The sequence below is a fragment of the Bradyrhizobium sp. UBA2491 genome (genome assembly GCF_002341725.1).
Taxonomy (GTDB): domain Bacteria; phylum Pseudomonadota; class Alphaproteobacteria; order Rhizobiales; family Xanthobacteraceae; genus Bradyrhizobium.
Map to the genome: position 1 here is coordinate 213171 of NZ_DDOP01000066.1, position 26286 is coordinate 239456.

Below are 26286 nucleotides of genomic sequence, written 5' to 3' on the forward strand. Positions count from 1 at the left end.
TCGATGTCGCAGCTCGAGGATAGGTGGATTGCTGCGTCGTTTCGCTCCTCGCAATGACGGGGCGACGGAGCCAGTGTTTGTACCGCGTTGCGTGAGTATCCGATGGCCTATGCGGCGACAGCCGGAACGTCCCATTTGCCGACCACGGCGCCGTCAGGCGTACTGGCGCTGCAACGGGCGCTGGTGTGGCTGGCCGGGGCGTCGATGGCCATCGTCTTCATCGAGCCGAGCCCGTACGAGCTGGTCACGCTGACCGCCTGCGTGCTGTTCTTCGCCACCGGCCTGCGCATGCAGCTGGTGTTCATGCCGCTGCTGTTCACGCTGATCGTGCTCAATGTCGGCTACAGCATCGGCGCGGTACCGTTCCTCGACAAGCCGGAAGTGGTGAACTGGGTTCTCACCTCCTGGTACATGGCCGTCACCGTCATCCTGTTTGCGATGGTGATGTCGGAAGATACCGAAGCACGCCTGGACATGCTGCGCCGCGGCCTGATCGTCGGAGCGATGATCGCCTCGCTCGCCGGTATCGCCGGCTACTTCCATCTGGTGCCGGGCGGCTACGATCTGCTGACGCTATATGATCGCGCCCGCGGCACCTTCAAGGATCCGAACGTGCTCGGTGCATTCCTGATCCTGCCGGCGCTGTTCACGTTGCAGAGCGTCGTCTCCGACCGGTTCGGCAAGGCGTTCCGCAACGCCATTGCCTTCGGCATCATCTCGCTGGCGATCCTGCTGTCGTTTTCGCGCGCCGCCTGGGGCGGCCTCTTGATCACCGCGGCCTTCATGCTGGCGCTGATGGTGTTCACAAGCCGCTCGCAGGCGCAGCGCTCGCGCATCATCGTGATGACGCTGATCGCTGCGATCCTGGCGGTTGCGCTGATCGCGGTGCTGCTCTCGATCGGCTCGGTCGCCGACATGTTCAAGCAGCGCGCGAGCTTCGACCAGAGCTACGACGAAGGCCGCTTCGGCCGCTTCGGCCGCCACATCCTCGGCGCCCAGATGGCGCTGGAATTGCCGTTCGGCATCGGGCCGCTGCAATTCCACACCTACTTCCCCGAGGACACCCACAACTCCTACCTCAACGCCTTCATGTCGGGCGGCTGGATCTCGGGGGTCTGCTATCCGGCGCTGGTGTTCGTCACCGCGATCATCGGGTTCCGCTACGTGTACACGCGGGTGCCGTGGCAGCGCGGCTATCTCGCGGTGTTCTCGGCATTCCTTGGCTTCGTCGGCGAGAGCTTCATCATCGACACCGACCATTGGCGGCACTTCTGGATGATGCTGGGCACGATGTGGGGCATGTATGCGGCGGCCGAGCGCTATCGCGCGAGGTCGGCCGAGATCAGCGACGAGACTTCGGCGGCAGCTTGAGATTGGCGCGCTGCTCGGGCGGCGTGTCGATCACCGCCTTCAATGCCTCGGTCGCTTCCAGGACGCCCTTGTAGCCATCATTGGCAAAGCGCAGCAGCAAACGCAGTTCGTCGTCGGTGTATCTGCTCCACACCTTGAGCATCGCCTGCTGCATCGGCACGTAGAACTTGCCGATCTCCACCGCCTTTTCCTCCACCACCGAGATGAAGACCTTGCGGCGGTCGCTCTCGTCGCGCTCGCGGCGCACGTAACCCGCCTTTTCCAGGCGATCGACCACGCCGGTGATCGCGCCGGTGGTCAGTCCGGTCACTTCGGCGAGACGCCCCGCGGTCACCCGCCCTTCGAGCTGAAGAATGTCCATGCATTCCATGTCGGAATTGGAAATTCCGGCCATGTTTGCAACGGCTTGGCCGAACATCACGCCCTGCGCGGATGACCGGCGCATCGCCTCCTCGAGTTCCTGCACCAGCGCGTCGCGCGATTTCGCAGTTGACAAAGCAGCTCCCATATCTTACTTGCCAATTATCTTATCAACTAAGATAATCAGCTACTGATCTTTCCTATCTCACACGGCTGCATGGAGCAAGGCATGACCTCTCGTCCCCGTAAAGCTCTGATCATCGGTGCCGGCATCGCCGGTCCGGTGACCGCTATGTTCCTGACCCGCGCCGGCATCGAGGCCGAGCTCTATGAAGCCTGGCCCTACTCCACCGGGATCGGCGGCGGATTGCAGATCGCACCGAACGGCATGCATGTGCTGGCCGAGCTCGGCCTCGCCGACGAGCTGATCCGCAACGGCTCGATCGCCGAGTCGTTCGATTTCTATTCGCAGAGCGGCAAGAAGCTCGGCTCGCTCAACCAGAACATGCAGCAGCGCTTCGGCCAGCCCGCCGTGAACATGTGCCGCGCGACCCTGAACGAGACGCTGATCGACAAGGCCTGGGCCTCCAACGTCTCGGTGTTCTTCGAGAAGCGGCTGGTCAAGATCGAGGACCGCGGCGACCAGCCGGTGATCGCCTATTTTGCCGACGGCAGCACTGCCGAGGGCGATTTCGTGATCGGCGCCGACGGTGTGCACTCTGTGGTGCGGCGGCATGTGATCCCTGACGGCCCGACGCCGTTCGACACCGGGCTGATCGGCTTCGGCGGCTTCGTGCCGCGCAAGGTGATCGAGCACCTGCCGATCGGCCGGAAGGTGGAGACGACATTCGGACAAAGCGGCTTCTTCGGCTACGGGTTGTGTAGCCCCGATCCGGACGCGGGTGCGATGTGGTGGAGCACGCAGCCCTCGCGCGGCATGACCGCGGCAGCCTACCGGTTGCAGAGCCAGGATGCGATCAGACAGCATCTGCGCGACTTCCACGCCGGCTGGCACGCGCCGATCCCCGAGATCATCGCAGCCGCCGAGAATATCATCATGACGGATACGCTCGACGTCGCGACGCTGCCGACCTGGTCGCGCAAGCGCACGCTGCTGATCGGCGACGCCGCGCACGCCACCAGCCCGCATGCCGGCCAGGGTGCATCGCTGGCGCTGGAGGACGCGCTGCGGCTCGGCATCCTGATGCGCGACGGCCAGGAGCTCGGCCTCACGTTCCAGGCCTTCGAGCACGAGCGGCGACCGCGCGCCGAGAAGATCGTGGCGATCGCCCGCCGCAACGGCAACAACAAGCGCGAGTTCAGCCCGACCGGCGCCTGGCTGCGCGATCACATGATAAAGCTGCTGCTGCCGGTGTCGTCCAAGGGCATGGATTTCATGTACGCGTATGATCCGCGGGCAGCGGCGTAGTGCACAATGCGTAGGGTGGGCAACGGCGCGCTAGCGCCGTGCCCACCATTCACGCCGTGCTCGTGCTCGCCGCTACTTCTCGACCTCAAACGTCAACCCGGCGTGGTCGACCAGGCGCTTGATGAGCTTGCCCTGCATCGCCGCTCCCGGCGTCCAGAAGCCGGGCGCGACGTCAGGCGTGTCGCGCAACAGGCAGATCGCGCATTCCGAGATCATCTTCGAGGTCGAGCCATAGCCGGGATCGCGATCGCCCTTGATGCCGGCGCGGACCATACGGCCGTCCGGCGCGACCGCGAGGTAAAGCAGATCGTAGCGGCCGTTCTCGCGCTCTTCCTTTGACGGCCCCTCGCCCGGCTTCGGCGCGCTCGGACCGGTCTTCTCCGAATTCAGCGCCATCACCTTCTTCGCATTGGCCTCGCCCTTCTCGCCCGGACCGGTCAGGACCATCTCGTCGTAGACGAAGTCGCGTCCGTAAGGGAAGCCCATCAGCATGTTGGAGCGGTGGACGTTGCGCGTGTTGATCAGCGCCATCATGAACGGCGCCGTCCATGAATGCAGATCCTTCTCATAGGCCGGCTTGCTGCCGCGCGGCTGCTTGGGCCCCTCGAAGCCCGGCGTCAGTGCAAACGGATTGTTGAGGATCGCGACCAGGCTGAGGTCCTTGGCGACGGCGTCGAAGGTTGCCTTCGCGCTCGCCGCCGTGCCGCCCGACAGCGTGCCGCGCATGTCGCGCACGCGTCCCTTGACGCGCGCGGCCGGCGCGCCGAACACGCGCTTGGCCTCCTCCTGCACGAAGAACGTGCCGAGCTCGAACGGCACCGAGTCGAAACCGCAGGAGAACACGATCCGCGCGCCGCTGGCCTTGGCCGCGGCCTCGTGCTTGTCGATCATCTGCCGCATCCAGACCGGCTCGCCGCAGAGATCGAAATAGTCGGTGCCGCTGTCGACGCAGGCGGTGATCAGCTCATTGCCATAGAGCTGATACGGGCCAACCGTCGAGATGACCGACTTGGTCTGCGCCAGCATCGCCTTCAGCGACGCCGCGTCACCGGCATCGGCGACGATCAGCGGCGTGTCGGCGGGCGCACCGATCGCGTCACGAACCGCGGCGAGCTTGTCCTTGCTGCGCCCCGCCATCGCCCATTTCAGGCTGCCGTCGCGATAATGCGCGGCGAGATATTCGGCGACGAGCTGGCCTGTGAAGCCGGTCGCACCGTAGACGACGATATCGAGTTTCGACGAGGACATGGATCAGGTTCCCAGACAGCGAAATTGCCCCGTTTTGTCATTGCGAGCGAAGCGAAGCAATCCATTTCACCGCGTGTGCGGAACGATGGATTGCTTCGTCGCGTCAGCGCAAAATTGCCTTGCAATTCTTGTCGCGAGCTCCTCGCAATGACGCCAGCCGCTATTTCTTGTAGGACACCCCCATGCCGGCGCGCACATCGGCCTGGATTCCATAGGGCGCGATCGGGTAGCGCAGGCCGTTCTTGGCGAGCTGCTTCATGCCCGCGATCGCCTTCACCAGATAGGCCGGCGGCAGCGCCATCAGCATCTCCTCGTCGGGCACGCCGCCATAGCGGCGTTCCGCGAAGCACGGCAGCGACAGGCTCGGCTCACCGGTTTTCAGCGCCCGCCCCCACGAGTCGGCGCAAGCGGTTTCGCCGACCACGCCCCACTCGAACTTCTTGTATCCGGTGTACTGAAGTCCATTGATCAGGATGATCATCTGGCCCGGCGTCGCGTAGACGAGGCAGATGTCCGGCGGATCGAGACGGCCGCTGGTCAACGGGCTCACCGCCATCGCCTGGTACTGGCCGTAGGGCACCACATCGAGCGCCTCCTGGCGCTTGCGCGCGTCTTCGGCGGTGCCGTGCCAGACGCCCACATAATTCTCGCCGGCGAGCCACTTCTCGTCCTGCGGCGCGAGCCCGATCACCGCGCGGCATTGCGCGCCGACCAGATCGTCACCGGTGATACCGACGGTCCAGCCGAGCCGCGAGGCCATGCTCACGATCTGGTCCGTGGTGTGGACCGCCGACGGGCGACGGATTTTCGGGATCGCCTCCATCTCCTCGACGCGCGCGAACATCTTGATGCCGATGACCGTGGTCTTCAGCCGCAGCAGGCTGTTCAGATCCGCGACGATGGCGGCGAGATCGAACTGTTCCGGCGGTGTCTGTTGCTGCATGCGTAAGCTCCCGTAATCGGCGGCTTGGCGCCGCCTGTTGAGTGGATGTTAGCCGGATTGGCGGGCGGACGCGACAAGTGCCTCGCGCCTACCGTGCCACCGGTCCCGGCAGCAGATCATCGGTTTTACCCGCCAGATGATAGGCTACCAGTCCGATCCATTCCCGCGCGCCGAGATCAGTCCGCGACAGGCCCTCGATCGCAAGCGTCGCGAAACTGAAGACGTTGCCGACACGCCAATCGACCGGATAGGCCTCGACATTGAATCCCGCCTTGCGGAACAGCCCGACCGAGCGCGGCATGTGAAAGGCCGAGGTGACGAGCAGCCAGCGCTCGCCCGGCTTGGGATCGACCAGCGCCCTGGAGAACTCGGCGTTCTCCACCGTGTTGCGCGAGCGGCGCTCGATGGTCAATCGCGATCTGGGAATCCCGAGGCTCTCGAACATCTCGGCGGCGTAGTCGGCTTCGCGTGCGTCGTTCGAGATCAAATTGGAGCTGCCGCCGGTGAACACGAGGCGCGCGTTCGGGTATTTGCGCGCGAGCACCGCCGCCGCGATGACGCGATCAGCCGCGCTGCGCACCACGGGCGTGCCGTGTGCAACCGACAGATCGGCATCGATCGAGCCGCCGAGCACGATGATGCCGTCGGGTGCGCCGCGCGCCGCATCCCATGGCGGGAAGCGCTGCTCGAGCGTCGAGACCAGCACATTGCCGAGCGGCGAGAAGCCGCAGATCGCGAGCAGCAGCGCCGCGGCGACCATCAGCCCGCGGCCGAGCCGCGCAAACCGTGTCAGCAGCAGCACGGCGCCGATCACACCGATCCCGATCAGGAAATTGATCGGCAGCAGCATGATGCCGAGCGTCTTGGAGAGCACAAAAAACAAGGGAAGCCTCTGCGAAGTTCTGCTACAGCGTCATACGCTGCTGGGAAACCAATCAAAAGCCGTCACATGACCCATCATCACCTGAAATCCAGTCCCGAAACCTGCCATTGGGGCTTTTTCGAAGCCAAGCTGAAACCGGTCCTCACGGTCGCGAGCGGCGACGAGGTCACGATCGAGACCGTCAGCGGCGGCGCCGATGTGGTACCCGATCGAAGCAAATTCCACGTCCCGCCGGAGCTCGACGACATCCATGCCAAGAGCGAGCGGATGGTGCCGGGGCACATCCTGACCGGCCCGATCGCAGTTGACGGCGCCGAGCCCGGCGACGTGCTCGAGGTCGACATCCTCGACGTCCAGCTTCGCCAGGACTGGGGCTACAATCTGATCAAGCCGCTGTCCGGCACGCTGCCCGACGATTTCCACGAGACCCGCATCCTCAACATCCCGCTCGATCGCGCGCGCATGGTCGGCCGCATGCCCTGGGGACTCGATCTGCCGCTGAAGCCGTTCTTCGGCGTGATGGGCGTCTCGCCGCCGCCGGCCTGGGGCCGCATCTCCTCGCTGGTCCCGCGCGCGATGGGCGGCAATCTCGACAACAAGGAGCTCGGCGCCGGAGCCAAGCTCTATCTGCCGGTGTTCGTGCCGGGCGCGCTGTTCTCCTGCGGCGATGGCCATGGCGTACAGGGCGACGGCGAGGTCTGCGTCACCGCGATCGAGACCGCGCTGACCGGCCGCTTCCGCCTCACCTTGCGCAAGGATCTCAAGCTCGCCTACCCGCGCGCCGAGACCGCCGACCATTACATGACAATGGCGATGGATCCCGATCTCGACCAGTGTGTGGTGCGGGCGCTGCGCGACATGATCGTGCTGCTCGGCGAGAAGCGCAATCTGTCCCGCGAGGACGCCTACACGCTGTGCAGCCTGGCCGCCGACCTGCGGGTGACGCAGACGGTCAACGGCTCCAAGGGCATTCACTGCATGATCGCCAAATCGGTCGTCCACGGCTGAAACGCGGTCGATAGCCGCACTTGTGCTCCGCGCGCGCGGCTCGATACAATCCCCCTCCCAACGAACAAAAATGGACGGGGATGGATATGCTGAAGGACAGGCTCTCACCGGCCGACGAGGCCGCGCGCGACAAGGAGATGCAGGCGACGCTTGCCGCCTGCCCGCGCATCCTCGATCTCATCGCCCGCGGCCCGCAGAGCGCGCCGGAGGCTGAAGCCGCGATCTATCTGCGCTCGCCGCTCGATCCCAGCCCGGTCGTGATCTCGAACGATCAGCTGATGGGCTATGTCAAGGCGGCCGAAAACTACTTCCGCGGCCAGGGCATCGGCAAGGACGATGCGGTCGCGATCCTGGTGCCGGCCTGTCCCGCAAGCATCGTTGCGATCTTCGGCGCGGCTGCCTGCGGCGTTGCCGAGCCGCTCAATCTGCTGTTCACGCGCGAAGCGATCGTCGCCCAGCTCAATGCCATCAAAGCAAAACTGCTGCTGGCGCCGCCGCCGGGCATGCCGGGTGGACTCTATGAGAGGATCGAAGGCTTGCAGCGCGAGGTGCCGTCGCTCAAGCGCATCGTGATCGTGCCGCTCGACGGCACGATGTCGTTCGACGGCGAGGTGCTGCGGCCCGATCCGGCGTGGCGCGACGACTACGGCAAGTCCACGGACATGAGCGAGGCTGACCGCGTCGCAGTAATGCTGCCGACCGGCGGCACCACCGGCCATCCCAAGGTGGCGCGGCTGACCAACCGCGCGATGGTCGCTTCCACCGTGTCCTCGCGGATGGCGCTCGACTTCCATCGCGGCGAGCGCGCGATGATCACAATGCCGCTGTTCCACGTCGGCGGCCTGTTCTGCACCTCGGCCAATTGTCTGTCCGCCGGCACCACGATGGTGATCCCCGGTCCCGCCGGCGCACGCGATCCGGCGCTGGTCCGGAACTTCTGGCAGATCATCGAGCAATACCGCATCAACATCGCCGGCAACGTGCCGACCATCCTCGGGGCGTTGGCCGATATTCCGGTCGGAGACAGCGACATCTCGACCCTGCGCGTCACCGCCACCGGGGCTTCGATCTGCCCGCCGGAGATCGAGCGGCGCTATCTCGCGACCTGGGGCGGTCCCTGCATCCAGCAGCTCTACGGCATGACCGAGCTCGCCGGCGCCATCACCCACGACGTGCACGGCGTGAAACCGCGCGCCGAGAGCGTCGGCACCCGCAATCCGCTGGTCGAACTCGCGATCCTGGACGGCGGCAGACTGCACACCGGGCCATGGCCCTCGCCGGTCGGCGAACTCCTGACCAGAGGACCGCAAGTGTTCGCCGGCTATGTCGACAAGAAGCAGACCGAAGAAGCTTTCCGCGACGGCTGGCTGCGCACCGGCGATATCTGCCGGATCGACGCCGACGGCTTCGTCTACATCATGGGCCGCGCCAAGGATGTCATCATCCGCGGCGGGCACAACATCGACCCGCGCGCGATCGAGGATGCCGCGCTCGCGTTCCCGGGCGTGGCGCTGGCTGCGGCGGTCGGACGTCCCGACAGCTATGCGGGCGAAGTGCCGATGTTGTTCGTCTCGGCACAGCCCGGCGCGCATATCGATCCGCAGGCCCTCGCCGCCTTCGTGCAGGACAATATCCTCGAGCCGCCGGCGCGGCCGCGTGTGGTATCGGTGATTGCGGAAATGCCGGTCACGCCAGTCGGCAAGATCTTCAAGCCCAAGCTGCGCGAGATCGCCGCCGGCGAGGCCGCGCGCGAGCTGCTGGCACTGGAAGGGCTATCGGGTGACGTCAGCGTCGACGCCATCACCGACCCGTCCCGCGGGCTGTACCTGAGTGTGAGCGCACCTCCGGACAAGGCGGAAACTGCTGAGCGACTTCTCAAGAAGTTCCCGGTCAAGGTCGAATTACGCACGTAACTCATTCATATAATTAGACAATATCAACGTCACGCCGCGCCGAAATTAACCTCTGGCGCGGCGTTCGCATTTTGCGGTCGGCGACTTGACGAACCGCCTAACTCCTAAATAGACTCTAAATAGATACTTTTCAGTACAAGCGTTCAGGGTTAAGCGTTTCCTCATGGCTACGGAAAAGGCCGAAACCGACCGCGTCCCGGTCACATTGGCGCTCTCGACCATCGGATATCTTGAGAAGCTGGTGAGACAGGGCACCCACGGCACGAGCGTCCCGGGCGTTGCACGGACACTGATCGAGGAAGGCATTCGACTCGCCATCAAGGACGGGTTGCTTGCAATCCGCGACAACGGCCGCACGCCCTGAGACAGGGTATGCCGGCGCGGCGGTTCAAAACACAGAACGTGGAACCGTCAGATGATTGCCAACGAACCGACTCTCCAACCAACCTGGACGCCCGAGCGCATCGACCAGCTCAAGATCTACTTCGAGGCCGGGCTCTCCTGCCGCGACATCGCCAACAGCATCGGCGTCAGCCGCAATGCGGTCATCGGCAAGCTGTCGCGGCTCAACCTGACGCGCACCACACCGGACGAGCGCCGGGCACGGCGAAAGAAATCCGCAGCGCACGCCGCGCAACGGGCGACCGCGAAGCAGCAGCTCCAGTTGCTCCAGGCAGTCTACGAACAGGAACCCGAGGACGCGCCTGTCGTCAGTGCCAACAGCTGCTCGCTGTTCGAGCTGAGCGAGCAGCGCTGCCGCTGGCCGCTCAGCACCCCGGGCGCCGACGATTTCTGCTTTTGCGGCAACACGCCGCTCGGCGGCATGCCCTATTGCTCCGGGCATTACCGCCTCGCCTATCAGTCCGGATCGCGCCAGCGCGCAATGCGCGGGTAGAGCCTCGGGCAGGACGCGCATCGGTTCTGACCTCTGTCAGAACCGATGCATTGATCAGCCGACCTTCCAGCCGGTCGCCGCCACCAGGTCCTGATAAAACTCCGGCGTATAGGCCTGCTCCGGCGTCTTGCGTACACGCTCGTCGAGCATATGCGCGTCGTCGCCGACCAGGATACGCCAGCGATCGGCCTTGACGCCGTCGAGGATGATTTTGGCGGCGGCGGCTGCCGTGGTCGGTGCCTCGTCGTGGAAGATGCGGGCGCGGTCGAGCGCGAGCTGCTGGATGTCGGCATCCGACATCTTGGCGACGTCGATGCCCTGCCCTTGCAGCCGCTGACGCACTTGTTTCAGCTCGTCGGGATTGAGTTGATCGGAACCGTTTTGCACCTTGCGCGAGTTCGACACGATCGAGGTGCCGATGTGACCGGGCATCACGACCGAGCATTTGACATGCGGTGCATTGAGGCGGAGATCGTTGATCATCGCCTCGGTGAATCCCTTCACGGCGAATTTCGCGGCGCTGTAGGCGGTGTGCGACACGCCGAGGCCGACCGAGGCCCAGAAGCCGTTGACGCTCGACGTGTTGACGATGTGCGCCTCGTCGGCCTTCACCAGCAGCGGCAGGAAGGTGCGGACGCCGAGATAGACGCCGCCCCAGCAGATGTTGAAGGTGCGCTCCCACTGCTCGCGGGTGTTGGTGAACAGGCTGCCGCCACCACCGATGCCGGCATTGTTGAACAGCAGATGGATCTTGTCGGTCGCCTGCTGTTCGATCAGCTCGTCGCGAAAGCGCTTGTAGTGGTCCTCGATCGAGACGTCGGCGACATGGGTGGTGATGCGCAGGCCCTGCGGCAGCTTCTCGACCTCGCAGAGCCGCTTGGTCTCGGCCATCGCTTCCATCGAGACGTCGCACATCGCGACATTGCATCCCTCGGCGACGAGCTGCCGCGCGAGCTCGCGCCCCATGCCCGTGCCGCCACCGGTGATGACGGCAATCTTTCCGGCGAAATCCTTCATCTGAGATCCGTTCCTTCCCTGCTTCTTCTTTGTTTCTATTGGAACGCGGATCGCTGTCCCAACGCTTGGCAACGGCACTCTACATCACCGATTCATCGCCGGGCAACGGCGCCCGCCTCCTGCGCGCAACCACGTCGCACGCAGCGGATTGAGGCAGCCCGCATCGCGGCGAGATCATTCCACGTCGCGAACAATCCGCTGTGGAGGCGACGATCGACGCGAACGTCTTGTTCGCCGAATACATCGACGTGGCGACGATCGCACTCGATCGGGCGCAGGTCGTAAAGATGATCTTGAGCAGTGACCGCGCGCTATTCGGCGGTCTCGATGTGCACCGGCGCGCGTCGCCGCAGGACGGAAGTCCCGGCGCTCAACACCAGCTTGAGCAGGCCACGCCAGGAGAAGTCGATCAACACTTCATGGTGCCGCAATCCCTTGCCGCCCTTCACCAGCCCGAGATCCCGTATCAAGCAGTAATGGCCGCTGCTCATCCGAGCCAGACGGCTGTTCTTGAAGCGTCCCATGGATGGCGAGAATGCACTGCGGATCGATTCCGTCAAATCTTGACGACGTCGAATCGGCAAGACCACGTGACCCTGCTTGCGGCCTATGCGGTTGGCAACGGACCGCGATCGTCACGACCGGCCGCCCATGAATCAAAAACCTCCGGCAGGGCATTGCCGGAGGTTTGGGAGGCTTAGCAGCAAGCTAAGAGCCATCATTCAATGTGTTGGCTGCGCGTTATATAGTTTAGTAGATCAGGTAAGTAAATAAGTTTGCGGCCAATGAATTGCATGGCTCGTCTTCGTGGTCCGCGTGGAGCGAAATGACGCAGCCTGAGCGATTTCCGTTTCGGCTAAATCGAGGCGCCGAATTCTGGTTAATGCCTTCTTCACGCGAATTCAGCTCGCGCAAAGGCACCGCCTTCTTCCGCGATCGATCCGTCACAAAGAAAAACCCCGGCAGTCGCCTGCCGGGGTTCTATTGGATCGTGATCAGATCAACCGGGTATTACCAGTTGCGCTGAGCGCGGAAGAGCATCTGGACAGTGTCCTGATCCTTCAGCTCGTAGGTTGCGCTCGGCTTGCCGATCGAACCGGACGACGTGGTGATCGTGCCAGCATACTTCTGATCGAGATGGACGTAGGTCACGTCGGCCGAGAAGGTCAGGTTCTTGACCGGGGTCCAACGGGTGATCAGGCCGATCTGCCCGATGTTGTAGTCGGGGTTGCAGTTGGTCACGCCAGCGCCGCCACCGAAGGCAGTGCGGAACGTGCCACCGACGCCGCCAACGCCGCAGATGAGCGACTTAGCCGTGTCGTTGTACATGACCGCAGCGTAAGCACCGTACAAGCTGGTGTTCCAGTAGGGATCCCAGTTGTGGGTGTACGCGCCGCGGAAGCCCCAGGTCTTGATGCTCTGCTGCTGACCACCGGGGCCGAACACCGTATCCGGTGCCGTGCCGAAGCCGACGCTGCCGTAAGCACCCGGGAGGCTCGAACCGCCATAGATCGCAACCGAGCTGAAGGCGCTGGCCAGTTCCTGGATGTTGTAACGGGTCGCACCGTCCGTATAGACGCCCTGGATGTTAATGGTGTCGCCAGGTCCGGTCGGGATGTTCTTGATCGACAGGGCCAGTGCACCAGCCCAGCCCCACTTGTCATCCGGGTGACCGGTGACTTCGGTGCCGCCGTAGTAGGCCGCGTGGTTGTCATGCGCGGCGATCGACGCCTGGAAGATACCCCAAGCCTGGTCGACCTTGAGCGCAGCGACGAAGTCCGGCGCGATCGTGCCAGCATAGTCGCTGGAGCCGTAAGCGCCACCCGCTCCCAGGTTGTTCACGCCAGCCTGCATGTAGGCAGTCTGGTCCTGCGCCGACAGGGCAAGCGACACGCCGTTGCCGAACTGCGCAGTGTAGGTGAACTGGTTGATGCCGTTGGTGGTGCTCACGCCACCGACGAGCGCGTCGTAGTTGTTGCCCGGATAACCGTTCCAGGGAGCAGCGAACTGCGACACCGCCTTACCGATGGTGAAGCCGGCGAACTGGATGAAGGCGTAATAAACGCCGACCGCACCAGCCGCAACCGCACCAGCGTTGGCGTTGTTCGGCGCGCTGACAGCGGCCGTACCCGAGCCGAGCGCCGAGTAGACGGTTCCGCCGGCGCCGTTCGCCGCGTAGCTGTCCGACGTCCAGGTGAACACCGCATCGAAATAGGTGCGGACCACGCCGTACTCGGTCGCGGTGCGCGTATCGATGTTCAGGTCTTCACGCGAACGCCAGGTGTAGCCGTTGGTGAAGCGGTTGTTTGCACCGCTCGCGCCGTTGACGTTCGGGCCGTACACGCTGTTGCCGTTGACGACAACGTCAGCGCGCAGATAGCCGCCCAGCTTGATACAGGTGTCGGTACCCGGGATGTAGTAGAAGCCCGGACCATAAAGGGAGCAGACCTTCACATACTCGACCGCTTTGGCCTTGACAGGAAGATCGGCCGCCTGCGCTCCGCCGACCGCGACCAGCGCAGCCGCCGAGCCCAGGATAAGGCTCTTCACCGAATTCATATTAAACCTCCAAGTTGCTCATATGCGGAGAGTCCGGGCCGCGAACGCCCCGTGATCCTCCCGCATTGTCCAAGACCGCTTTCCCCAAACCCCGCCCCCTCAATGTGAGGGTGCGACGGACTTGAACGATCACCGCAACGGGACGATCGAGATTCCCCTACCGCCGGGTTCAATATGCATGGGCGAGTTCGCCAATCAAAATAGTTTATAAAGTCAGGAATGCGAATGCGGCCACACTGTGGCCCGCCAGCAACGCCCCCGTAAGCGCCTCGACCGATTGAGAAAGTTTGTCACACCCCAATTAGTCTAATCGTCACATGGGCATCATAATTACTTTACGTTCACTTGCGTTCGTGAGCTTCATACGAGAGAAATCGCCCGCCAAGCGGGACTCAAGAAGAATAAATCAGCGCAAAGCTGAGTCGGCACCTAGGGAAGAGGAAAGCTGTGTCAGTGACAAGGAAGGATACGACGCGCCAGCGCGCCATCGAACATCTCGACATCATCAAGCGCTTCACCCTCGAGATTTCGTCCATCAACTCACATCTCGAACGCGTTCGTCAGTTATGGGGCAAGGCGCTTGGCGTCAGCGGTCCGCAATGGATGATCCTGATCGCGATCTCGGATCTCGACAAGGATGACGGCGTGCCGATCAACGTGGTGTCGAAGCTCTTGCATGTCGATCCGTCTTTCGTAACCACACAGTCGAAGCTGCTCGAGCAGAAGGAACTGCTGCGTCGCGCGCCCTCCCCGGCCGACGCGCGCGTGGTCCGGCTGTCGCTGACCGACAAGACGCGGAAGCATCTGGCGGGCCTCGCCGAGCAGCATAAGGCGTTCAAGAAGACCGTGTTCGAGGAGTTCAGCGAGCCCGAGCTCGCCGAATTCACGGCCAAGTTGTCGATGCTCACCAACCGCCTCGAAAAGGCATGTCTGATCGTGGCGATGGACATCGAGGCCTGAACCGACGGCTGCGCCGGGTCGAAACGAGAGGATCGGCTCCTCCGGCCGCACGTGCCGGAGGATCATTGATTCCCGGCTTGCGATATCCCGCAAGCGCGGAACGGGGTGTCTATCCACGGACCATCGCGGGGGCGGCCAGCGGCTTGCGTCGGAAGGCCACGAAGCCTACTCCGGCGAAGCCGAGCAGCAGCATCGCCCAGGTCGACGGCTCGGGCACGGCCGAGACCCCGTCGAACACATAGAGATCGGCGATGTTGGACACATAGCGGCCGCCGGCGATGTCGCCCGGCACCACGAGCCGCGCGAAACCGTCGGCTCCGCCGGCGCCAAGTTGTCCGTTCGTATCGGCATAGGCGACCAGGATCGGCTCATTGCCGAACATCGGGCTGAGTTCGCCAGCCGAGAATGCCACCTGATAGCCGTCCGAACCGGTGACCGTGATCACCTTGCGAAGAATGTCGTTCTTGATCGAGGAGTCGAGCTGGATGCCGGCCAGCCCAAGCACGTTCCACAGCAGCGCGCCGGTATAGGTGTCGGTCACCGAGGTCGATCCGCTCTTGTAGGTGACGGTCTCGGTATAGGCCGGCAACGCCTGCAACGCGGCTAGGTTGAACGTCATGCTGGTGTTCACCGCGCCGTCCACCTTGAAGCTGCTGGTGAGGCCGCCGCCGGTCGAGGACTGTCGGATCGCGCTCGCGACGGTCAGGTTGGTCAGATTGCTGACATAGCGGCCGCCCGCATTGTCGCCCGGAGCCGTCACCCGCGCGAGGCCGTTGGAACCGGGAAGCCCACCTGAGGTGTCCTGGATGGCGACCAGATCCGCCTTGTTGCCAAAATTCGGTGCGATCTCGCCGGCCGAGATCACGGCCTTGTAGCCGTCGGTCCCGGTTGCGATGATGTAGTTGTTCAGCACGTCGTTCTTGACGGCCGGATTGGTCTTGATTCCGCCCGCGCTCTGCAGGACGTTCCACAATGTCGGGCCGGTGAAGGTATCGGTGACCGGCTTTCCTGCGGCCGCGTAGCTGTCGGTTTGCGTCGCCTGCGGCAGCGCTTGCAGGCCGGACGAATTCAGAACAGTCGGACTGTTGACGTTGCCCGTCACCGAGACGGAGGTCGAGACCGTCTGTGCCTGCGCCGACGTTGCGAGGGAAACGGCCAGACCCGGAATGATCAAACCTGGAACGATCGCGATACGAAATATGAGCTGGTGCATGGATTACGCCCTTCCTGCAAAACATGTCGTTGTTTGGCGACTGACGGAAAGGGCGAGGATCCGAACTATGCGACTTACGGTCGGCTCAGTTATCGCAGCCTGACGATATCCAGTTTTGGCGAGCAGGCAAACCGGATTGTTCCCACGGCCAAAGCACCCGATTGCGGCGTTTGAGGGCCTGCTTTGCCTTGCGCGAAGGCGGGATCGCAGCTAATGGAACGGCATCGGAGCGTGGCGCAGCCCGGTTAGCGCACTAGTCTGGGAGACTAGGGGTCGGAGGTTCAAATCCTCTCGCTCCGACCATTTTTCCTCAATCATTATGGTGGTTCTGACCGACCCTGGCGCACGCGGAGGTGTGCCTGGCCGGTTCCCGGATCAGCCGTCCTTCATCGCCGCGTCGATCAGCTGCCGGCAGGCGACCAGCTCCTGCAACACGCGCTCGAGCCGCTCACGATCTGCTGAAGGCACAGCGGTGCGTGCCGGTGGCGCCGCGGCGGTCGCCTTGGCTGGATGGGCGTGCGCCTTGTAGGTCGAGAGGATCGGATCCTCGTCGGGATCGACGAATCGGTAGTCGATACCCTTCTCGTCGCCGTCGCCCTCCTCGCCGTCGAAATCGAGGCCATCGCTGCTCTCGAGGTCGTCCGGCTCGGCCATGCTGTTGCCGACCGCTTCCTCGACCGCGCCGAACGACACGGCGGCGGTCTGGTCGGCGATGCCCTGCACCGACTTGATGCCATGTTCTTTCAGGATCCGCTGCACGCCGCGGATGGTGTAGCCCTCGCCGTACAGCAGCCGGCGGATGCCCTTCAGCAGGTCGACGTCGTCGGGGCGATAATAGCGGCGGCCGCCGCTGCGCTTCATCGGCTTGATCTGCGCGAAGCGGGTCTCCCAGAACCTCAGCACATGCTGAGGGATATCGAGCTCGTCAGCGACCTCGCTGATGGTACGGAACGCATCCGGCGCCTTGTCCAAATGCCCGCTCCTCTAGGCTTGAAAGCCTGTTAATCGGCCTTGCTGCCGTCGCCATTGGTGACGGCATGGCCATTGATCCGCTGCTTCAGGATCGCCGACGGCTTGAACACCATCACACGCCGCGGCGAGATCGGCACCTCGGTGCCGGTCTTTGGATTACGCCCGATACGCTGGCCCTTCTTCCGCACCATGAAGGAGCCGAACGAGGACAGCTTCACCGTCTCGCCCTTTTCCAGGCAATCGGTGATCTCCTTCAGCACCAACTCGACAAACGCCGACGATTCCGTGCGCGACAGGCCGACCTTTTGGTAGACCGCCTCACACAAATCGACGCGCGTAACTGTTTTTCCGGTTCCTGTGGTCATCGCCTGCCCCGCACTCTCGGCGAACAATTTCTTGACTGAAATTAAAAGCTTAGCGCGCAATGGTCAACAGCGACCAGCCCCCTGGCGGAGGAAAGATGCCGGCAACCTGTCGATACTCTTTGCCGCCGCGCTACCAGCGCACGAGCGCCGAACCCCAGGTGAAGCCGCCGCCCATCGCCTCGAACAGCACCAGATCGCCCTTCTTGACCCGCCCGTCCCTCACGGCGACCGACAGCGCCAGCGGGATCGAGGCCGCCGAGGTATTGCCGTGCTTGTCGACCGTCAGCACCACCTTCTGCGGCGCAATATGCAGCTTGTGCGCCGATGCATCGATGATTCGCTTGTTGGCCTGGTGCGGAATGAACCAGTTGATGTCGTCCGCGGTGAAGCCGGTGGCGTTGAACGCATCGACGATCACGTCGGTGATCATGCCGACGGCGTGCTTGAACACCTCGCGGCCCTCCATCCGGAGATAGCCGACCGTCTTGGTCGAACCGGGACCGCCATCGACGAACAGTTTCGACTTGTGGCGCCCGTCCGAGCGCAGATGCGTCGTCAGCACGCCCGGATCGTCGGTGGTGCCGGAATGCTGCTGCGCCTCCAGCACGACGGCGCCGGCGCCATCGCCGAACAAGACGCAAGTGCCGCGGTCGTTCCAGTCGAGGATGCGCGAGAAGGTTTCGGCGCCGATCACCAGCGCCCGTTTGTGGGCGCCGGCGCGCAGGAAATTGTCGGCTGTCGTCAGCGCGAAGACAAAGCCGGAGCACACCGCCTGCAAATCAAACGCGACGCCATGGTTGATGCCGAGCCCATGCTGGACCGCGACCGCGGTAGCGGGAAAGGTATTGTCCGGCGTCGAGGTCGCCAGCACGATCAGGTCGATCGACTGGGCGTCGATCCCGGCATCGGCGAGCGCGGCCTGCGCCGCCTTGATCGCAAGATGCGAGGTGAATTCGTCATCGGCCGCGATGTGACGCTCGCTGATGCCGGTACGCTGCACGATCCAGTCGTCAGACGTGTCGATTCGCTGAGCCAGTTCGGCATTGGTCAAAACCCGCTCCGGCAAGTATGAGCCGCAGCCGAGTACGACCGAACGTATCGCAGTCACGAGACAGCCTCCTGCACGGTCTGCGCCCGTATCAGGGCGCTGCCGTCGCGATTAAGCATCTGATTGATCTTGGTGAGGAGATCGTAGTGGGCCATCTCATAGCCAACATCCACCGCATAGGCAAAGCCTTCCGCGTTGATGCCGCCATGGCTCTTGACCACCACGCCGTTGAGGCCGAGTAGCAGGCCGCCATTCGACTTGTTGGGATCGAGCTTGTCGCGCAGCTTCTGGAACGCGCCGCGAGCAAACAGATAACCGATCCGCGCCAGCCAGCTCGACGACATGGCCTCGCGCAATAGCGTGAACATCTGGCGCGCGGTTCCCTCGGCGGCCTTGAGCGCGATATTGCCGCTGAAACCTTCCGACACGATCACGTCGGCGAGCCCCTTGCCGATCGCATCGCCCTCGACGAAGCCGATATAGTCGAACTGGCTCGAGTTCATCGCGCGCAGCATTTCGGCCGCCTCGCGGATCTCGCCATGGCCCTTGATCTCCTCGGACCCGATGTTGAGCAGGCCGACGGTCGGCCGTTCGAGGTTGAACAGCACGCTCGCCATGGCGCTGCCCATTACGGCCAGCGTCGCCAGATGGCGCGCGTCACCCCCGATCGAGGCTCCGAGATCGAGCACCACCGAATCGCCGCGCAGCGTCGGCCATACCGCGGCAAGCGCCGGGCGGTCGACGCCGGGCAGCGTCCGCAGATTGAGCCCGCCCATCGCCATCAGCGCGCCGGTATTGCCGGCGGAGACCGCGACGTCGGCCTCGCCGTGCTTCACGGCATCGATCGCCAGCCACATCGACGACGCCCTGCGGGTCCGCCGCAGCGCCTGGCTCGGCTTCTCGTCATTCTTCACGGCGACGTCGGTATGGATCACCTTCGACACCGCCTGGAGCGCAGGATGTTTGGCAAGTTCTGGCTCGATCAGGGCGCGGTCTCCGACCAGCAGGAATTCGCTGCCGGGATGACGACTCAGCGAGATCGCGGCGCCGGGAATGACGACGGAAGCGCCGACATCGCCCCCCATGGCGTCAAGCGCGATTCGAACCTTTTGAGGCATGAACGTCCCGGAAACCTGCTCTCCCACAGCCTTCAGTCCAAGGCAGCGAGCTTGAAGTCACCGCTGTCAACGGCGCGCGGCGAAACACCAACTCGCGTCCCGGCCGGGCCGCGACAATAGCGTGTCTTCGGTCCGACACAACCTCTTGACCAACACATGACCAAAGTCGCAACAGAATTCGCCGAACCGCCAAGCGGCACGCCAAAATACACCAGAAATACATTTCATTTCAATGCATTGTGACACTTTTTTGAAGTAACGAAGGATACCTCTCGCGCAGGCTTGCAGGCAAGCAATCCCTCGCAAATGTCGCAGCGACCACTCTGGCCTCCGCTCGATTAGCTCTTGGGCTTCTTGCCATCCTGCTTCGGCTGCAGCGCCTTCAGTGCGGCAAACGGATGATTTTCCGGATCAGGCGCTTCAACCTGCTGTTCAAACACCGCATCCGCCTTGCGCGGATACGGGTCGATGCCGAGAAACAGCGCGTCGGTGGCGAGCCGGCCAATGTCGATGAAGCCGCCCGTGATCGGCTCCGGAGGATCGGGCGTTTCCTCGTCGCCTTCCTCGGCGTCGTCGACTAGGTCGGACATCTCCGGAATCTGCTCCGGCGGCGCGAACACCACGTCGATCGGCTCGATGATCTCATTCTCGATCGGATCGAGCGTCACCACGCAAGTCTGACCGATCCTGGCCTGCACCTGGCCGGTGACGTGGTAGCTGCCGTCGCGCTTCGGCTGCACGTCGAACTCCGCATGGGCGGAGATCACCTCGCGCAACTCCGCGACCTCGGCCATCAACTTGCGCGCGGTCTCGTCGGCCACGATCTCGCGATGCAGGCCGGTCTCCGGGATTTGCGCGACGTTGATCAGCACGCGCCAGGGATCGCGGTCGCGCGGCGTTTCGGGCCGTCCCGTGCCACCGCCACTCATGCCGCCGTCCCCGCAACCTGGGGGACCGGAAAGCGCCAGGCGCCCTTGGTCAGCGCCGCGAGGTCGGCGCGCGCCAGCTCCGCCATGGCCTGCCTGGCATAGGCAACCAGTTCGCGGGCCTTGTCCATGTTCTGGCCATTGAGGATGTTCTTGCAGAACGACTGGGCCAGGGCCTCGTCGCCGTCGGTCAGCGCCAGATCGTAGGCTGCGGTGCGGCCGTAAAAGGCCTCGCCGAACGCCTGCATCCGCTTCGGCACCGTAAGGTCGCCGACGCCCATTTCCCGGAGGTTGTCGTCCATGTCGATGCAGAAATGGTCGAACAGGGCCTGCGACAGGTCCGCGCCGGCCTCGACGGATTTGAGGCGCCGCAGCACCAGCCACAGATGCATCAGAAGCAGGTCAAAACGGCCGTTAACCGTGTCAGGAACGCCCAAGTCACGGTAAAATAACGGTTCTCGCGCCTGCGTCACGATCATGCCATAGATGGTCTCAATGGTGCTCCGCGCGGGCACCCGGGGTCTTCTGAAGTGATTGAACGGCCAAAGCATGACGGGTTCCGGCTGCCGGCCACCCAAGGGACGCCTGTTGAGGGTTCGTCCGTTGGAGCCCGGCATGATTGCAATCCATTGAGCTGCCCGGTACGTCAACGCCACGGCCGATGCAAGGGGACGGATCAGTTCCGCCGATGAACCACACTCTTCCACGACAGTCTCGCGTGGCTTCCGCGCGCGCCTTCCTTTCGCGCTTCCGCGCCTTCGCGGTCGTTGGCCTGGTTTGCACCGCCGCGCTCGGCGGCTGCACCGGCGAGCAATTCCAGAAGGGCTACATCCTGCCCGATGGAGCGCTCGAGCAGATTCCGATCGGCGCCAGCCAGGATCAGGTGCTGATCGTGCTCGGCACGCCCTCGACGGTCGCAACGCTGGATGGCGAGGTGTTCTACTACATCTCGCAGCGGACCTCGCGTCCGGTTGCCTTCATGAACCAGCGCGTGGTCGACCAGCGCGTGATCGCGGTCTATTTCGACAAGAACCGCCAGGTCCGCCGGCTTGCCAATTACGGCCTGAAGGACGGCAAGATCTTCGACTTCGTCAGCCGCACCACGCCGACGTCGGGCCAGGAAATGTCCTACCTGACACCGCTCTTCAAGCTGCTGAGCTTCAACTAGAGCCTGATCCGGAAAAGTGCGAAGCGGTTTTCCGGCGAGATCATGCTCAACGGATAATGCTCAAGCTCCTGCGCCAAGTTGACGCGCTTGCCCGACGGGCAAGCACTCCCCTACGCTCGCGCAAACAAGAAATCCGGGCAGGGGGTAAGCGCGTGAGAACCAGGAGAATCTCCCGTCGTACGATATTGTCGGGCGCGGCCGCATTGTCCGCCGCGTCGATCCTGCCGCGCGCCAGTCTCGGCGCCGGCGACTGGCGACCATCGGAGACGGTTCGGATCATCGTGCCGGCCGCCGCCGGCGGCTCGACCGACGTGATGGGGCGGCTACTGGCGGCGCATCTGCAACCGCTCTGGGGCCAGTCGGTGGTGGTGGAGAATCGCTCCGGCGCCGGCGGCACCATCGGGACCGCGGAGGTCGCGCGCAGCAAGGGCGACGGCCACACCATCCTGATCGGCAATCCCGGCCCCAACGCGATCGCCTTCAGCATCTTCCGCAACCTGAGCTACAGGGCCGACCAGTTGCAGGCGGTCTCCAACATGATCCGGATCCCGAACATCGTCTCGGCGCATCCATCGACCGGCATCAAATCGATCCCGGAACTGATCGCCTATCTGAAGCAGAACCCGGACAAGCTGACTTACGGCTCGTCCGGCACCGGACAGAGCCCTCACCTCACCGGCGCCTGGTTCCTGCAACTGACCGGGCTGAAGATGACGCACGTCCCGTTCCGCGGCGCCGGCCCCGCGTTGCAGGCCGCGCTTGCCGGCGACATCCAGATCCTGTTCGACAATCTTTATCCCTCGCTGCCGCAAGTGCTGGACGGCAAGCTCAACGGGCTCTGCGTCACCACGACCGAGCGCAGCGAGTCCGCGCCGAACCTGCCGGTCATGCGCGAGGGCGCGCCGGAGCTTGCCAAGTTCGACGTCGCGTCCTGGTTCGGCGTGTTCCTGCCCAAGACCGCGCCGGCGCCCGTCGTCGACGAGTTGAACCGCCAGATCAAGGCGATGCTGGCGCGCGACGACGTCAAGAAGAACATCGCGGGCATGGGCGCGCGCGCCGACTACGGCACGCCGCAGCAATTCTCTGATTTCGTCGATACCGAGACGAAGAAGTTCGCCGCCATCATCGAGAAGGAAGGCTTGCAGATGGAGGTCAAGTGACGGCCGCCGTCACGGCTACGAGGACTTGTTGATCTTCTTGACCTTGGCGTCGGTGGCTTCGATCGACATCGCCAGCTCCATGATCGCCTGCGAGAGCAGCTCGATGGCCTCCTTCTGATCCTGCGACTTGGCGGCGCGAAGTGCGAAGTTTCGTGCGGATGACAGCGACATCGATTGATCTCCGTGTTGTTCGCTTCTGGTTCTTTCAACAAAAACCCCGCGGCTTTCACCGCGGGGTTTCGCATTCATTGGTGTCGCGCGCTTAGTGCGCCAGGATCGCCAGCAGCAGCAACGCCACGATGTTGGTGATCTTGATCATCGGGTTCACCGCCGGGCCGGCCGTGTCCTTGTAGGGATCGCCGACGGTGTCGCCGGTCACCGCGGACTTGTGGGCGTCGGAGCCCTTGCCGCCGTAATGGCCGTCCTCGATGTACTTCTTGGCGTTGTCCCACGCGCCGCCGCCCGAGGTCATCGAGATCGCCACAAAGAGACCGGTGACGATGACGCCGAGCAGCATGGCGCCGACGGCGGAGAACGCCGCCGACTTGCCGGCCGCACCGCCGCCCGCGATGAAGTAGATCAGGAAGTAGACCACGATCGGCGACAGCACCGGCAGCAGCGACGGGATGATCATCTCCTTGATCGCCGCCCGCGTCAGCAGGTCGACCGCCTTGCCGTAGTCAGGCTTGTCGGTGCCCTGCATGATGCCGGGCTTTTCGCGGAACTGACGTCGGACTTCCTCGACGATCGCACCGGCGGCACGGCCGACCGCGGTCATGCCCATCGCGCCGAACAGATACGGCAGCAGGCCGCCGAACAGCAGGCCGACCACGACGTAGGGGTTGTTGAGCGAGAAGTCCGGATTGACGCCCTTGAAGTAGGTGTGGGCGTTGGAATCGCTGATGAAGAATTTGAGGTCCTGATTATAGGCCGCAAACAGCACCAGCGCGCCGAGACCGGCGGAGCCGATCGCGTAACCCTTGGTCACCGCCTTGGTGGTGTTGCCAACCGCGTCGAGCGCGTCGGTCGACTTGCGCACCTCCTTGGGCAGCCCCGCCATCTCGGCGATGCCGCCGGCATTGTCGGTGACCGGGCCGAAGGCGTCGAGCGCGACGATCATGCCAGCCAGCGCCAGCATGGTGGCGGTCGCGATCGCGATGCCGAACAGGCCGGCCAGGCTGTAGGTGACCAGGATACCGGCGATGATCACGATCGCGGGCAGCGCGGTCGCTTCCATCGAGACCGCGAGGCCCTGGATCACGTTGGTGCCGTGACCGGTGACGGACGCGGCCGCGATCGACTTCACCGGACGGTAGTCGGTGCCGGTGTAGTATTCGGTGATCCAGATGATCAGGCCGGTGACGGCCAGACCAACCACGCCGCACCAGAACAGCGACATGCCGGTGTAATCGACGCCGTCGAGCTTGCCGAAGCCGATCAGCCAGTTGATGGCAGCGGCAACGCCGATCAGCGACAGGATGCCGGTCGCGATCAGGCCCTTGTAGAGGGCTCCCATGATCGACTGGCTGGCGCCGAGCTTGACGAAGAACGTGCCGATGATCGAGGTGATGATGCAGATGCCGCCGATCGCGAGCGGCAGTGTCATCATGTTCACCAGGATCGGGGTCTTGGCGAAGAAGATCGCGGCGAGGACCATGGTGGCCACCGCGGTCACCGCATAGGTTTCGAACAGGTCCGCCGCCATACCCGCGCAGTCGCCGACATTGTCGCCGACATTGTCGGCGATGGTGGCCGGGTTGCGCGGATCATCCTCAGGGATACCAGCCTCGACCTTGCCGACGAGGTCGCCGCCGACATCCGCACCCTTGGTGAAGATGCCGCCGCCGAGACGGGCAAAGATCGAGATCAGCGAGGCGCCGAAGCCGAGCGCCACCATGGCGTCGATCACGGTACGGCTATCGGCCGGCAGGCCCAGGAAGTTGACCAGCACCATGAAGTAGATGGTGACGCCGAGCAGCGCGAGACCCGCGACCAGCAGGCCGGTGATCGCGCCCGCCTTGAAGGCAAGCTCGAGGCCGCCGGCAAGCGAGGTGGTCGCCGCCTGCGCGGTGCGGACGTTGGCCCGTACCGAGACGTTCATGCCGATGAAGCCGGCCGCGCCCGACAGGATCGCACCGATCGCGAATCCGACCGCGACCAGCATCCCCAGGAAGTAGGCCAGCAGCACGAAGATCACGATACCGACGATGCCGATCGTGGTGTACTGGCGTCGCAGATAGGCCTGCGCGCCTTCGGCCACGGCCCCTGCGATTTCCTGCATGCGCGCATTGCCCGCATCCGCACTCAGAACCGATTGCGTCGCCCAGATCGCGTAGACGATTGAAAGCGCCCCGCAGAGCACAATCACCCATAATGCTGTCATTGAATGTTGCCTCAGATCCTTGATGTAACCCCCGCGCCTTCATTGTGCCGCTGGGGGCGGCAGGCGCTTATTTTTCGAGGTCAATCCTCCCCAAGAACGGATTGCCTCAAATCGGGCGCGACCTTGCCAAAATCGTTACCGCTGCGCAACGCCACCTGTGGCCGAAAACGCCGATATCGGCAGCTATTGGAAGAAAATCGGCGCCGTCTGGTGGAGGACGTCTAAAAATGACTGTAGGACAGCCGCTTCAGCACCAGTTCCCTGCCCTGCCGGTCGAGGAAACGAAGGCTGGCATCACCAGCAACAATCCGGCCGATCTCGGCAACCGCCACGCCCGCAGCCTGCGCCGCCTGCACGAAATCGGCGGCATGATCCTCGCCCACCGTGCAGAGGATCTCGTAGTCGTCACCGCCCGCAATCAATGCCTCGACGCCGATCGCGCCGCGCGACAGCAGCGCGGTCGCCGCGGGCGAGTGCGGGATACGTGACAGTTCGATGTCGGCCGACACCCCCGAGGCCGCGCACAGCTTGGTGAGATCGCCGGCCAATCCGTCTGACACATCCATCGCGGCGCTGGCGTGGTCGCGTACGGCACGCGCCAGCGCATTGCGCGGTTGCGGCACGCGGTAGCGGCTAGCCAGGACCTCCCGCGCCGCCGCATCGTCCGCCAAGGCCAGCGCGGCCGGGCCGCCCCGGAGCACGTCGAGGCCGAGCGCGGCATCGCCGATCGTCCCGGTGACGAACACCAGGTCCCCTGCCCTGGCGCCCGCACGATGCACCATCTTGCCCTGCGGCACCTGGCCAAACGCGGTGATCGAGATCATCAGCGGTCCCGGCGTCGAGACCGTATCGCCGCCGAGCAGCGGGCAGCCGTAATGAGCGGCGTCCTCGCCGAGCGCTTCGGCGAACGGCTTCAGCCAGGTCTCCTCGACCTTGCGCAGTGCCAGCGTCAGCACGAAGCCGGCCGGCGTGGCGCCCTTGGCGGCGATATCGGAGAGGTTCACCCGCAACGCCTTGCGCGCCAGCGTGCCGGGCGGATCAGCGCTGAGGAAATGCACGCCCTCGACGATGGCATCCGTGGTGACCACGATGTCCTCGCCGGCCGCCTGTAGCGCAGCGGCGTCATCGTCGAGACCGAACGCGCCCGGATCGGTCGCAAGCGGCTTGAAATAGCGCGCGATCAGGGAGTCTTCGCCGGAGGGATTATCGTGACGCTCTGCCATATTGTGCGCCTACCCCTCGGCTGTCATCGCCCGGCTTGACCGGGCGATCCAGTACGCCGCGGAAGCTGTTGTTGAAAATAACCGCCGCGGCGTACTGGATCACCCGCATTCGCGGGTGATGACG

25 protein-coding genes, 1 tRNA gene and 1 pseudogene are annotated in these 26286 nt (G+C 64.0%); 10 read left to right on the forward strand and 17 right to left on the reverse strand.

Annotation, left to right across the window (positions count from 1 at the left end):
- The first annotated feature begins 102 nt into the window (after positions 1-102).
- Positions 103-1371, forward strand: a complete 1269-nt coding sequence (locus B2W55_RS22795; RefSeq protein ID WP_024583403.1) for an O-antigen ligase family protein — start codon at positions 103-105, stop codon at positions 1369-1371.
- On the opposite strand, the gene B2W55_RS22800 is transcribed toward B2W55_RS22795, so the two are convergent.
- Positions 1343-1816, reverse strand: coding sequence for a MarR family transcriptional regulator (locus B2W55_RS22800; protein WP_043855760.1), 474 nt, complete (start codon positions 1814-1816; stop codon positions 1343-1345). The genes B2W55_RS22795 and B2W55_RS22800 overlap by 29 nt on opposite strands.
- Before the next feature lie 144 nt (positions 1817-1960).
- Between B2W55_RS22800 and B2W55_RS22805 the strand changes: the two genes are divergently transcribed.
- Positions 1961-3160 carry an FAD-dependent oxidoreductase gene (locus tag B2W55_RS22805; protein ID WP_024583401.1) on the forward strand — a complete coding sequence of 400 codons (1200 nt, stop codon included), beginning with the start codon at positions 1961-1963 and terminating at the stop codon, positions 3158-3160.
- 72 nt (positions 3161-3232) lie between these two features.
- Here the strand turns inward: B2W55_RS22805 and B2W55_RS22810 are convergent, their stop codons facing one another.
- The 3 genes from B2W55_RS22810 to B2W55_RS22820 all read right to left on the reverse strand — a co-directional run bounded on the left by B2W55_RS22810 (position 3233) and on the right by B2W55_RS22820 (position 6234).
- The gene (locus B2W55_RS22810; protein ID WP_024583400.1) at positions 3233-4408 is read right to left on the reverse strand and encodes a saccharopine dehydrogenase family protein; all 1176 of its coding nucleotides are present in this window, start codon (positions 4406-4408) and stop codon (positions 3233-3235) included.
- A gap of 160 nt (positions 4409-4568) precedes the next feature.
- Positions 4569-5351 (reverse strand): DUF169 domain-containing protein, encoded by a 783-nt coding sequence (locus B2W55_RS22815; RefSeq protein WP_024583399.1) that lies wholly within the window; start codon positions 5349-5351, stop codon positions 4569-4571.
- Between the two features lie 88 nt (positions 5352-5439).
- Complete coding sequence (locus B2W55_RS22820; protein WP_024583398.1) at positions 5440-6234, reverse strand: YdcF family protein; 795 nt, start codon at positions 6232-6234, stop codon at positions 5440-5442.
- Between the two features lie 66 nt (positions 6235-6300).
- Here B2W55_RS22820 and B2W55_RS22825 point away from each other — a divergent pair, with 66 nt between their 5' ends.
- The 4 genes from B2W55_RS22825 to B2W55_RS22840 all read left to right on the forward strand — a co-directional run bounded on the left by B2W55_RS22825 (position 6301) and on the right by B2W55_RS22840 (position 10050).
- Positions 6301-7242, forward strand: a complete 942-nt coding sequence (locus B2W55_RS22825) for an acetamidase/formamidase family protein (RefSeq protein WP_024583397.1) — start codon at positions 6301-6303, stop codon at positions 7240-7242.
- Positions 7243-7322: 80 nt separating this feature from the next.
- Positions 7323-9155, forward strand: a complete 1833-nt coding sequence (locus B2W55_RS22830; protein WP_024583396.1) for an AMP-binding protein — start codon at positions 7323-7325, stop codon at positions 9153-9155.
- A gap of 163 nt (positions 9156-9318) precedes the next feature.
- Positions 9319-9519 carry a hypothetical protein gene (locus B2W55_RS22835; RefSeq protein ID WP_016844973.1) on the forward strand — a complete coding sequence of 67 codons (201 nt, stop codon included), beginning with the start codon at positions 9319-9321 and terminating at the stop codon, positions 9517-9519.
- A 51-nt stretch (positions 9520-9570) separates the two neighbouring features.
- A complete protein-coding gene (locus B2W55_RS22840; protein WP_024583395.1) occupies positions 9571-10050 on the forward strand; it encodes a GcrA family cell cycle regulator in 480 nt (159 codons plus the stop codon).
- Positions 10051-10104: 54 nt separating this feature from the next.
- Here the strand turns inward: B2W55_RS22840 and B2W55_RS22845 are convergent, their stop codons facing one another.
- The 3 genes from B2W55_RS22845 to B2W55_RS22855 form a co-directional block, all read right to left on the reverse strand.
- Entirely contained in the window at positions 10105-11067 is a 963-nt protein-coding gene (locus B2W55_RS22845) for an SDR family oxidoreductase (RefSeq protein ID WP_024583394.1), read from the reverse strand.
- Positions 11068-11378: 311 nt separating this feature from the next.
- On the reverse strand, positions 11379-11558 hold the full coding sequence (locus tag B2W55_RS22850) for a hypothetical protein (protein ID WP_024583393.1): 180 nt from the start codon (positions 11556-11558) through the stop codon (positions 11379-11381).
- A 520-nt stretch (positions 11559-12078) separates the two neighbouring features.
- Positions 12079-13626: a porin gene (locus tag B2W55_RS22855; protein WP_024583392.1), complete on the reverse strand. Its 1548-nt coding sequence runs from the start codon at positions 13624-13626 to the stop codon at positions 12079-12081.
- A 447-nt stretch (positions 13627-14073) separates the two neighbouring features.
- Here B2W55_RS22855 and B2W55_RS22860 point away from each other — a divergent pair, with 447 nt between their 5' ends.
- Positions 14074-14586 (forward strand): MarR family winged helix-turn-helix transcriptional regulator, encoded by a 513-nt coding sequence (locus B2W55_RS22860; protein WP_024583391.1) that lies wholly within the window; start codon positions 14074-14076, stop codon positions 14584-14586.
- Between the two features lie 109 nt (positions 14587-14695).
- Here the strand turns inward: B2W55_RS22860 and B2W55_RS34265 are convergent.
- Positions 14696-14806, reverse strand: a pseudogene (locus tag B2W55_RS34265) (PEPxxWA-CTERM sorting domain-containing protein); the annotation flags it as partial.
- A gap of 1218 nt (positions 14807-16024) precedes the next feature.
- On the opposite strand from B2W55_RS34265, the gene B2W55_RS22870 reads away from it, so the two are divergent.
- Positions 16025-16102 (forward strand) — tRNA-Pro (locus tag B2W55_RS22870).
- Between the two features lie 72 nt (positions 16103-16174).
- On the opposite strand, the gene B2W55_RS22875 is transcribed toward B2W55_RS22870, so the two are convergent.
- The 6 genes from B2W55_RS22875 to B2W55_RS22900 form a co-directional block, all read right to left on the reverse strand.
- The gene (locus B2W55_RS22875) at positions 16175-16771 is read right to left on the reverse strand and encodes a MerR family transcriptional regulator (RefSeq protein ID WP_024583389.1); all 597 of its coding nucleotides are present in this window, start codon (positions 16769-16771) and stop codon (positions 16175-16177) included.
- 29 nt (positions 16772-16800) lie between these two features.
- Positions 16801-17136 carry an integration host factor subunit alpha gene (locus B2W55_RS22880; protein WP_021079083.1) on the reverse strand — a complete coding sequence of 112 codons (336 nt, stop codon included), beginning with the start codon at positions 17134-17136 and terminating at the stop codon, positions 16801-16803.
- 130 nt (positions 17137-17266) lie between these two features.
- Positions 17267-18244, reverse strand: coding sequence for a beta-ketoacyl-ACP synthase III (locus tag B2W55_RS22885; protein ID WP_024583387.1), 978 nt, complete (start codon positions 18242-18244; stop codon positions 17267-17269).
- Positions 18241-19302 carry a phosphate acyltransferase PlsX gene (plsX, locus tag B2W55_RS22890; protein WP_024583386.1) on the reverse strand — a complete coding sequence of 354 codons (1062 nt, stop codon included), beginning with the start codon at positions 19300-19302 and terminating at the stop codon, positions 18241-18243. Before plsX ends, B2W55_RS22885 begins: the two co-directional genes overlap by 4 nt.
- 338 nt (positions 19303-19640) lie before the next feature.
- Positions 19641-20231, reverse strand: coding sequence for a YceD family protein (locus tag B2W55_RS22895; RefSeq protein WP_029879720.1), 591 nt, complete (start codon positions 20229-20231; stop codon positions 19641-19643).
- Positions 20228-20779 carry a ubiquinol-cytochrome C chaperone family protein gene (locus tag B2W55_RS22900; protein WP_024583384.1) on the reverse strand — a complete coding sequence of 184 codons (552 nt, stop codon included), beginning with the start codon at positions 20777-20779 and terminating at the stop codon, positions 20228-20230. The genes B2W55_RS22895 and B2W55_RS22900 overlap by 4 nt, the downstream gene beginning before the upstream one ends.
- Positions 20780-20916: 137 nt before the next feature.
- On the opposite strand from B2W55_RS22900, the gene B2W55_RS22905 reads away from it, so the two are divergent.
- Positions 20917-21396 (forward strand): outer membrane protein assembly factor BamE, encoded by a 480-nt coding sequence (locus tag B2W55_RS22905; protein ID WP_024583383.1) that lies wholly within the window; start codon positions 20917-20919, stop codon positions 21394-21396.
- Positions 21397-21548: 152 nt separating this feature from the next.
- Positions 21549-22556: a Bug family tripartite tricarboxylate transporter substrate binding protein gene (locus B2W55_RS22910; RefSeq protein ID WP_029879719.1), complete on the forward strand. Its 1008-nt coding sequence runs from the start codon at positions 21549-21551 to the stop codon at positions 22554-22556.
- Positions 22557-22571: 15 nt separating this feature from the next.
- Here the strand turns inward: B2W55_RS22910 and B2W55_RS22915 are convergent, their stop codons facing one another.
- The 3 genes from B2W55_RS22915 to thiL all read right to left on the reverse strand — a co-directional run bounded on the left by B2W55_RS22915 (position 22572) and on the right by thiL (position 26162).
- Positions 22572-22727 carry a hypothetical protein gene (locus tag B2W55_RS22915; RefSeq protein WP_168200203.1) on the reverse strand — a complete coding sequence of 52 codons (156 nt, stop codon included), beginning with the start codon at positions 22725-22727 and terminating at the stop codon, positions 22572-22574.
- 91 nt (positions 22728-22818) lie between these two features.
- Positions 22819-24939, reverse strand: coding sequence for a sodium-translocating pyrophosphatase (locus B2W55_RS22920; RefSeq protein WP_024583381.1), 2121 nt, complete (start codon positions 24937-24939; stop codon positions 22819-22821).
- A gap of 221 nt (positions 24940-25160) precedes the next feature.
- Complete coding sequence (gene thiL / locus B2W55_RS22925; protein WP_024583380.1) at positions 25161-26162, reverse strand: thiamine-phosphate kinase; 1002 nt, start codon at positions 26160-26162, stop codon at positions 25161-25163.
- Positions 26163-26286: the final 124 nt, after the last annotated feature.

Bases quoted from the DNA above. Each gene is read 5' to 3' on its own strand.
- B2W55_RS22795 (WP_024583403.1), top strand. From the start codon at position 103: ATGGCCTATGCGGCGACAGCCGGAACGTCCCATTTGCCGACCACGGCG.
- B2W55_RS22800 (WP_043855760.1), bottom strand. From the start codon at position 1,816: ATGCGCCGGTCATCCGCGCAGGGCGTGATGTTCGGCCAAGCCGTTGCA.
- B2W55_RS22805 (WP_024583401.1), top strand. From the start codon at position 1,961: ATGACCTCTCGTCCCCGTAAAGCTCTGATCATCGGTGCCGGCATCGCC.
- B2W55_RS22810 (WP_024583400.1), bottom strand. From the start codon at position 4,408: ATGTCCTCGTCGAAACTCGATATCGTCGTCTACGGTGCGACCGGCTTC.
- B2W55_RS22815 (WP_024583399.1), bottom strand. From the start codon at position 5,351: ATGCAGCAACAGACACCGCCGGAACAGTTCGATCTCGCCGCCATCGTC.
- B2W55_RS22825 (WP_024583397.1), top strand. From the start codon at position 6,301: ATGACCCATCATCACCTGAAATCCAGTCCCGAAACCTGCCATTGGGGC.
- B2W55_RS22830 (WP_024583396.1), top strand. From the start codon at position 7,323: ATGGATATGCTGAAGGACAGGCTCTCACCGGCCGACGAGGCCGCGCGC.
- B2W55_RS22835 (WP_016844973.1), top strand. From the start codon at position 9,319: ATGGCTACGGAAAAGGCCGAAACCGACCGCGTCCCGGTCACATTGGCG.
- B2W55_RS22840 (WP_024583395.1), top strand. From the start codon at position 9,571: ATGATTGCCAACGAACCGACTCTCCAACCAACCTGGACGCCCGAGCGC.
- B2W55_RS22845 (WP_024583394.1), bottom strand. From the start codon at position 11,067: ATGAAGGATTTCGCCGGAAAGATTGCCGTCATCACCGGTGGCGGCACG.
- B2W55_RS22850 (WP_024583393.1), bottom strand. From the start codon at position 11,558: ATGAGCAGCGGCCATTACTGCTTGATACGGGATCTCGGGCTGGTGAAG.
- B2W55_RS22855 (WP_024583392.1), bottom strand. From the start codon at position 13,626: ATGAATTCGGTGAAGAGCCTTATCCTGGGCTCGGCGGCTGCGCTGGTC.
- B2W55_RS22880 (WP_021079083.1), bottom strand. From the start codon at position 17,136: ATGACCACAGGAACCGGAAAAACAGTTACGCGCGTCGATTTGTGTGAG.
- plsX (WP_024583386.1), bottom strand. From the start codon at position 19,302: ATGCCTCAAAAGGTTCGAATCGCGCTTGACGCCATGGGGGGCGATGTC.
- B2W55_RS22895 (WP_029879720.1), bottom strand. From the start codon at position 20,231: ATGAGTGGCGGTGGCACGGGACGGCCCGAAACGCCGCGCGACCGCGAT.
- B2W55_RS22900 (WP_024583384.1), bottom strand. From the start codon at position 20,779: ATGCTTTGGCCGTTCAATCACTTCAGAAGACCCCGGGTGCCCGCGCGG.
- B2W55_RS22905 (WP_024583383.1), top strand. From the start codon at position 20,917: ATGAACCACACTCTTCCACGACAGTCTCGCGTGGCTTCCGCGCGCGCC.
- B2W55_RS22915 (WP_168200203.1), bottom strand. From the start codon at position 22,727: ATGTCGCTGTCATCCGCACGAAACTTCGCACTTCGCGCCGCCAAGTCG.
- B2W55_RS22920 (WP_024583381.1), bottom strand. From the start codon at position 24,939: ATGACAGCATTATGGGTGATTGTGCTCTGCGGGGCGCTTTCAATCGTC.
- thiL (WP_024583380.1), bottom strand. From the start codon at position 26,162: ATGGCAGAGCGTCACGATAATCCCTCCGGCGAAGACTCCCTGATCGCG.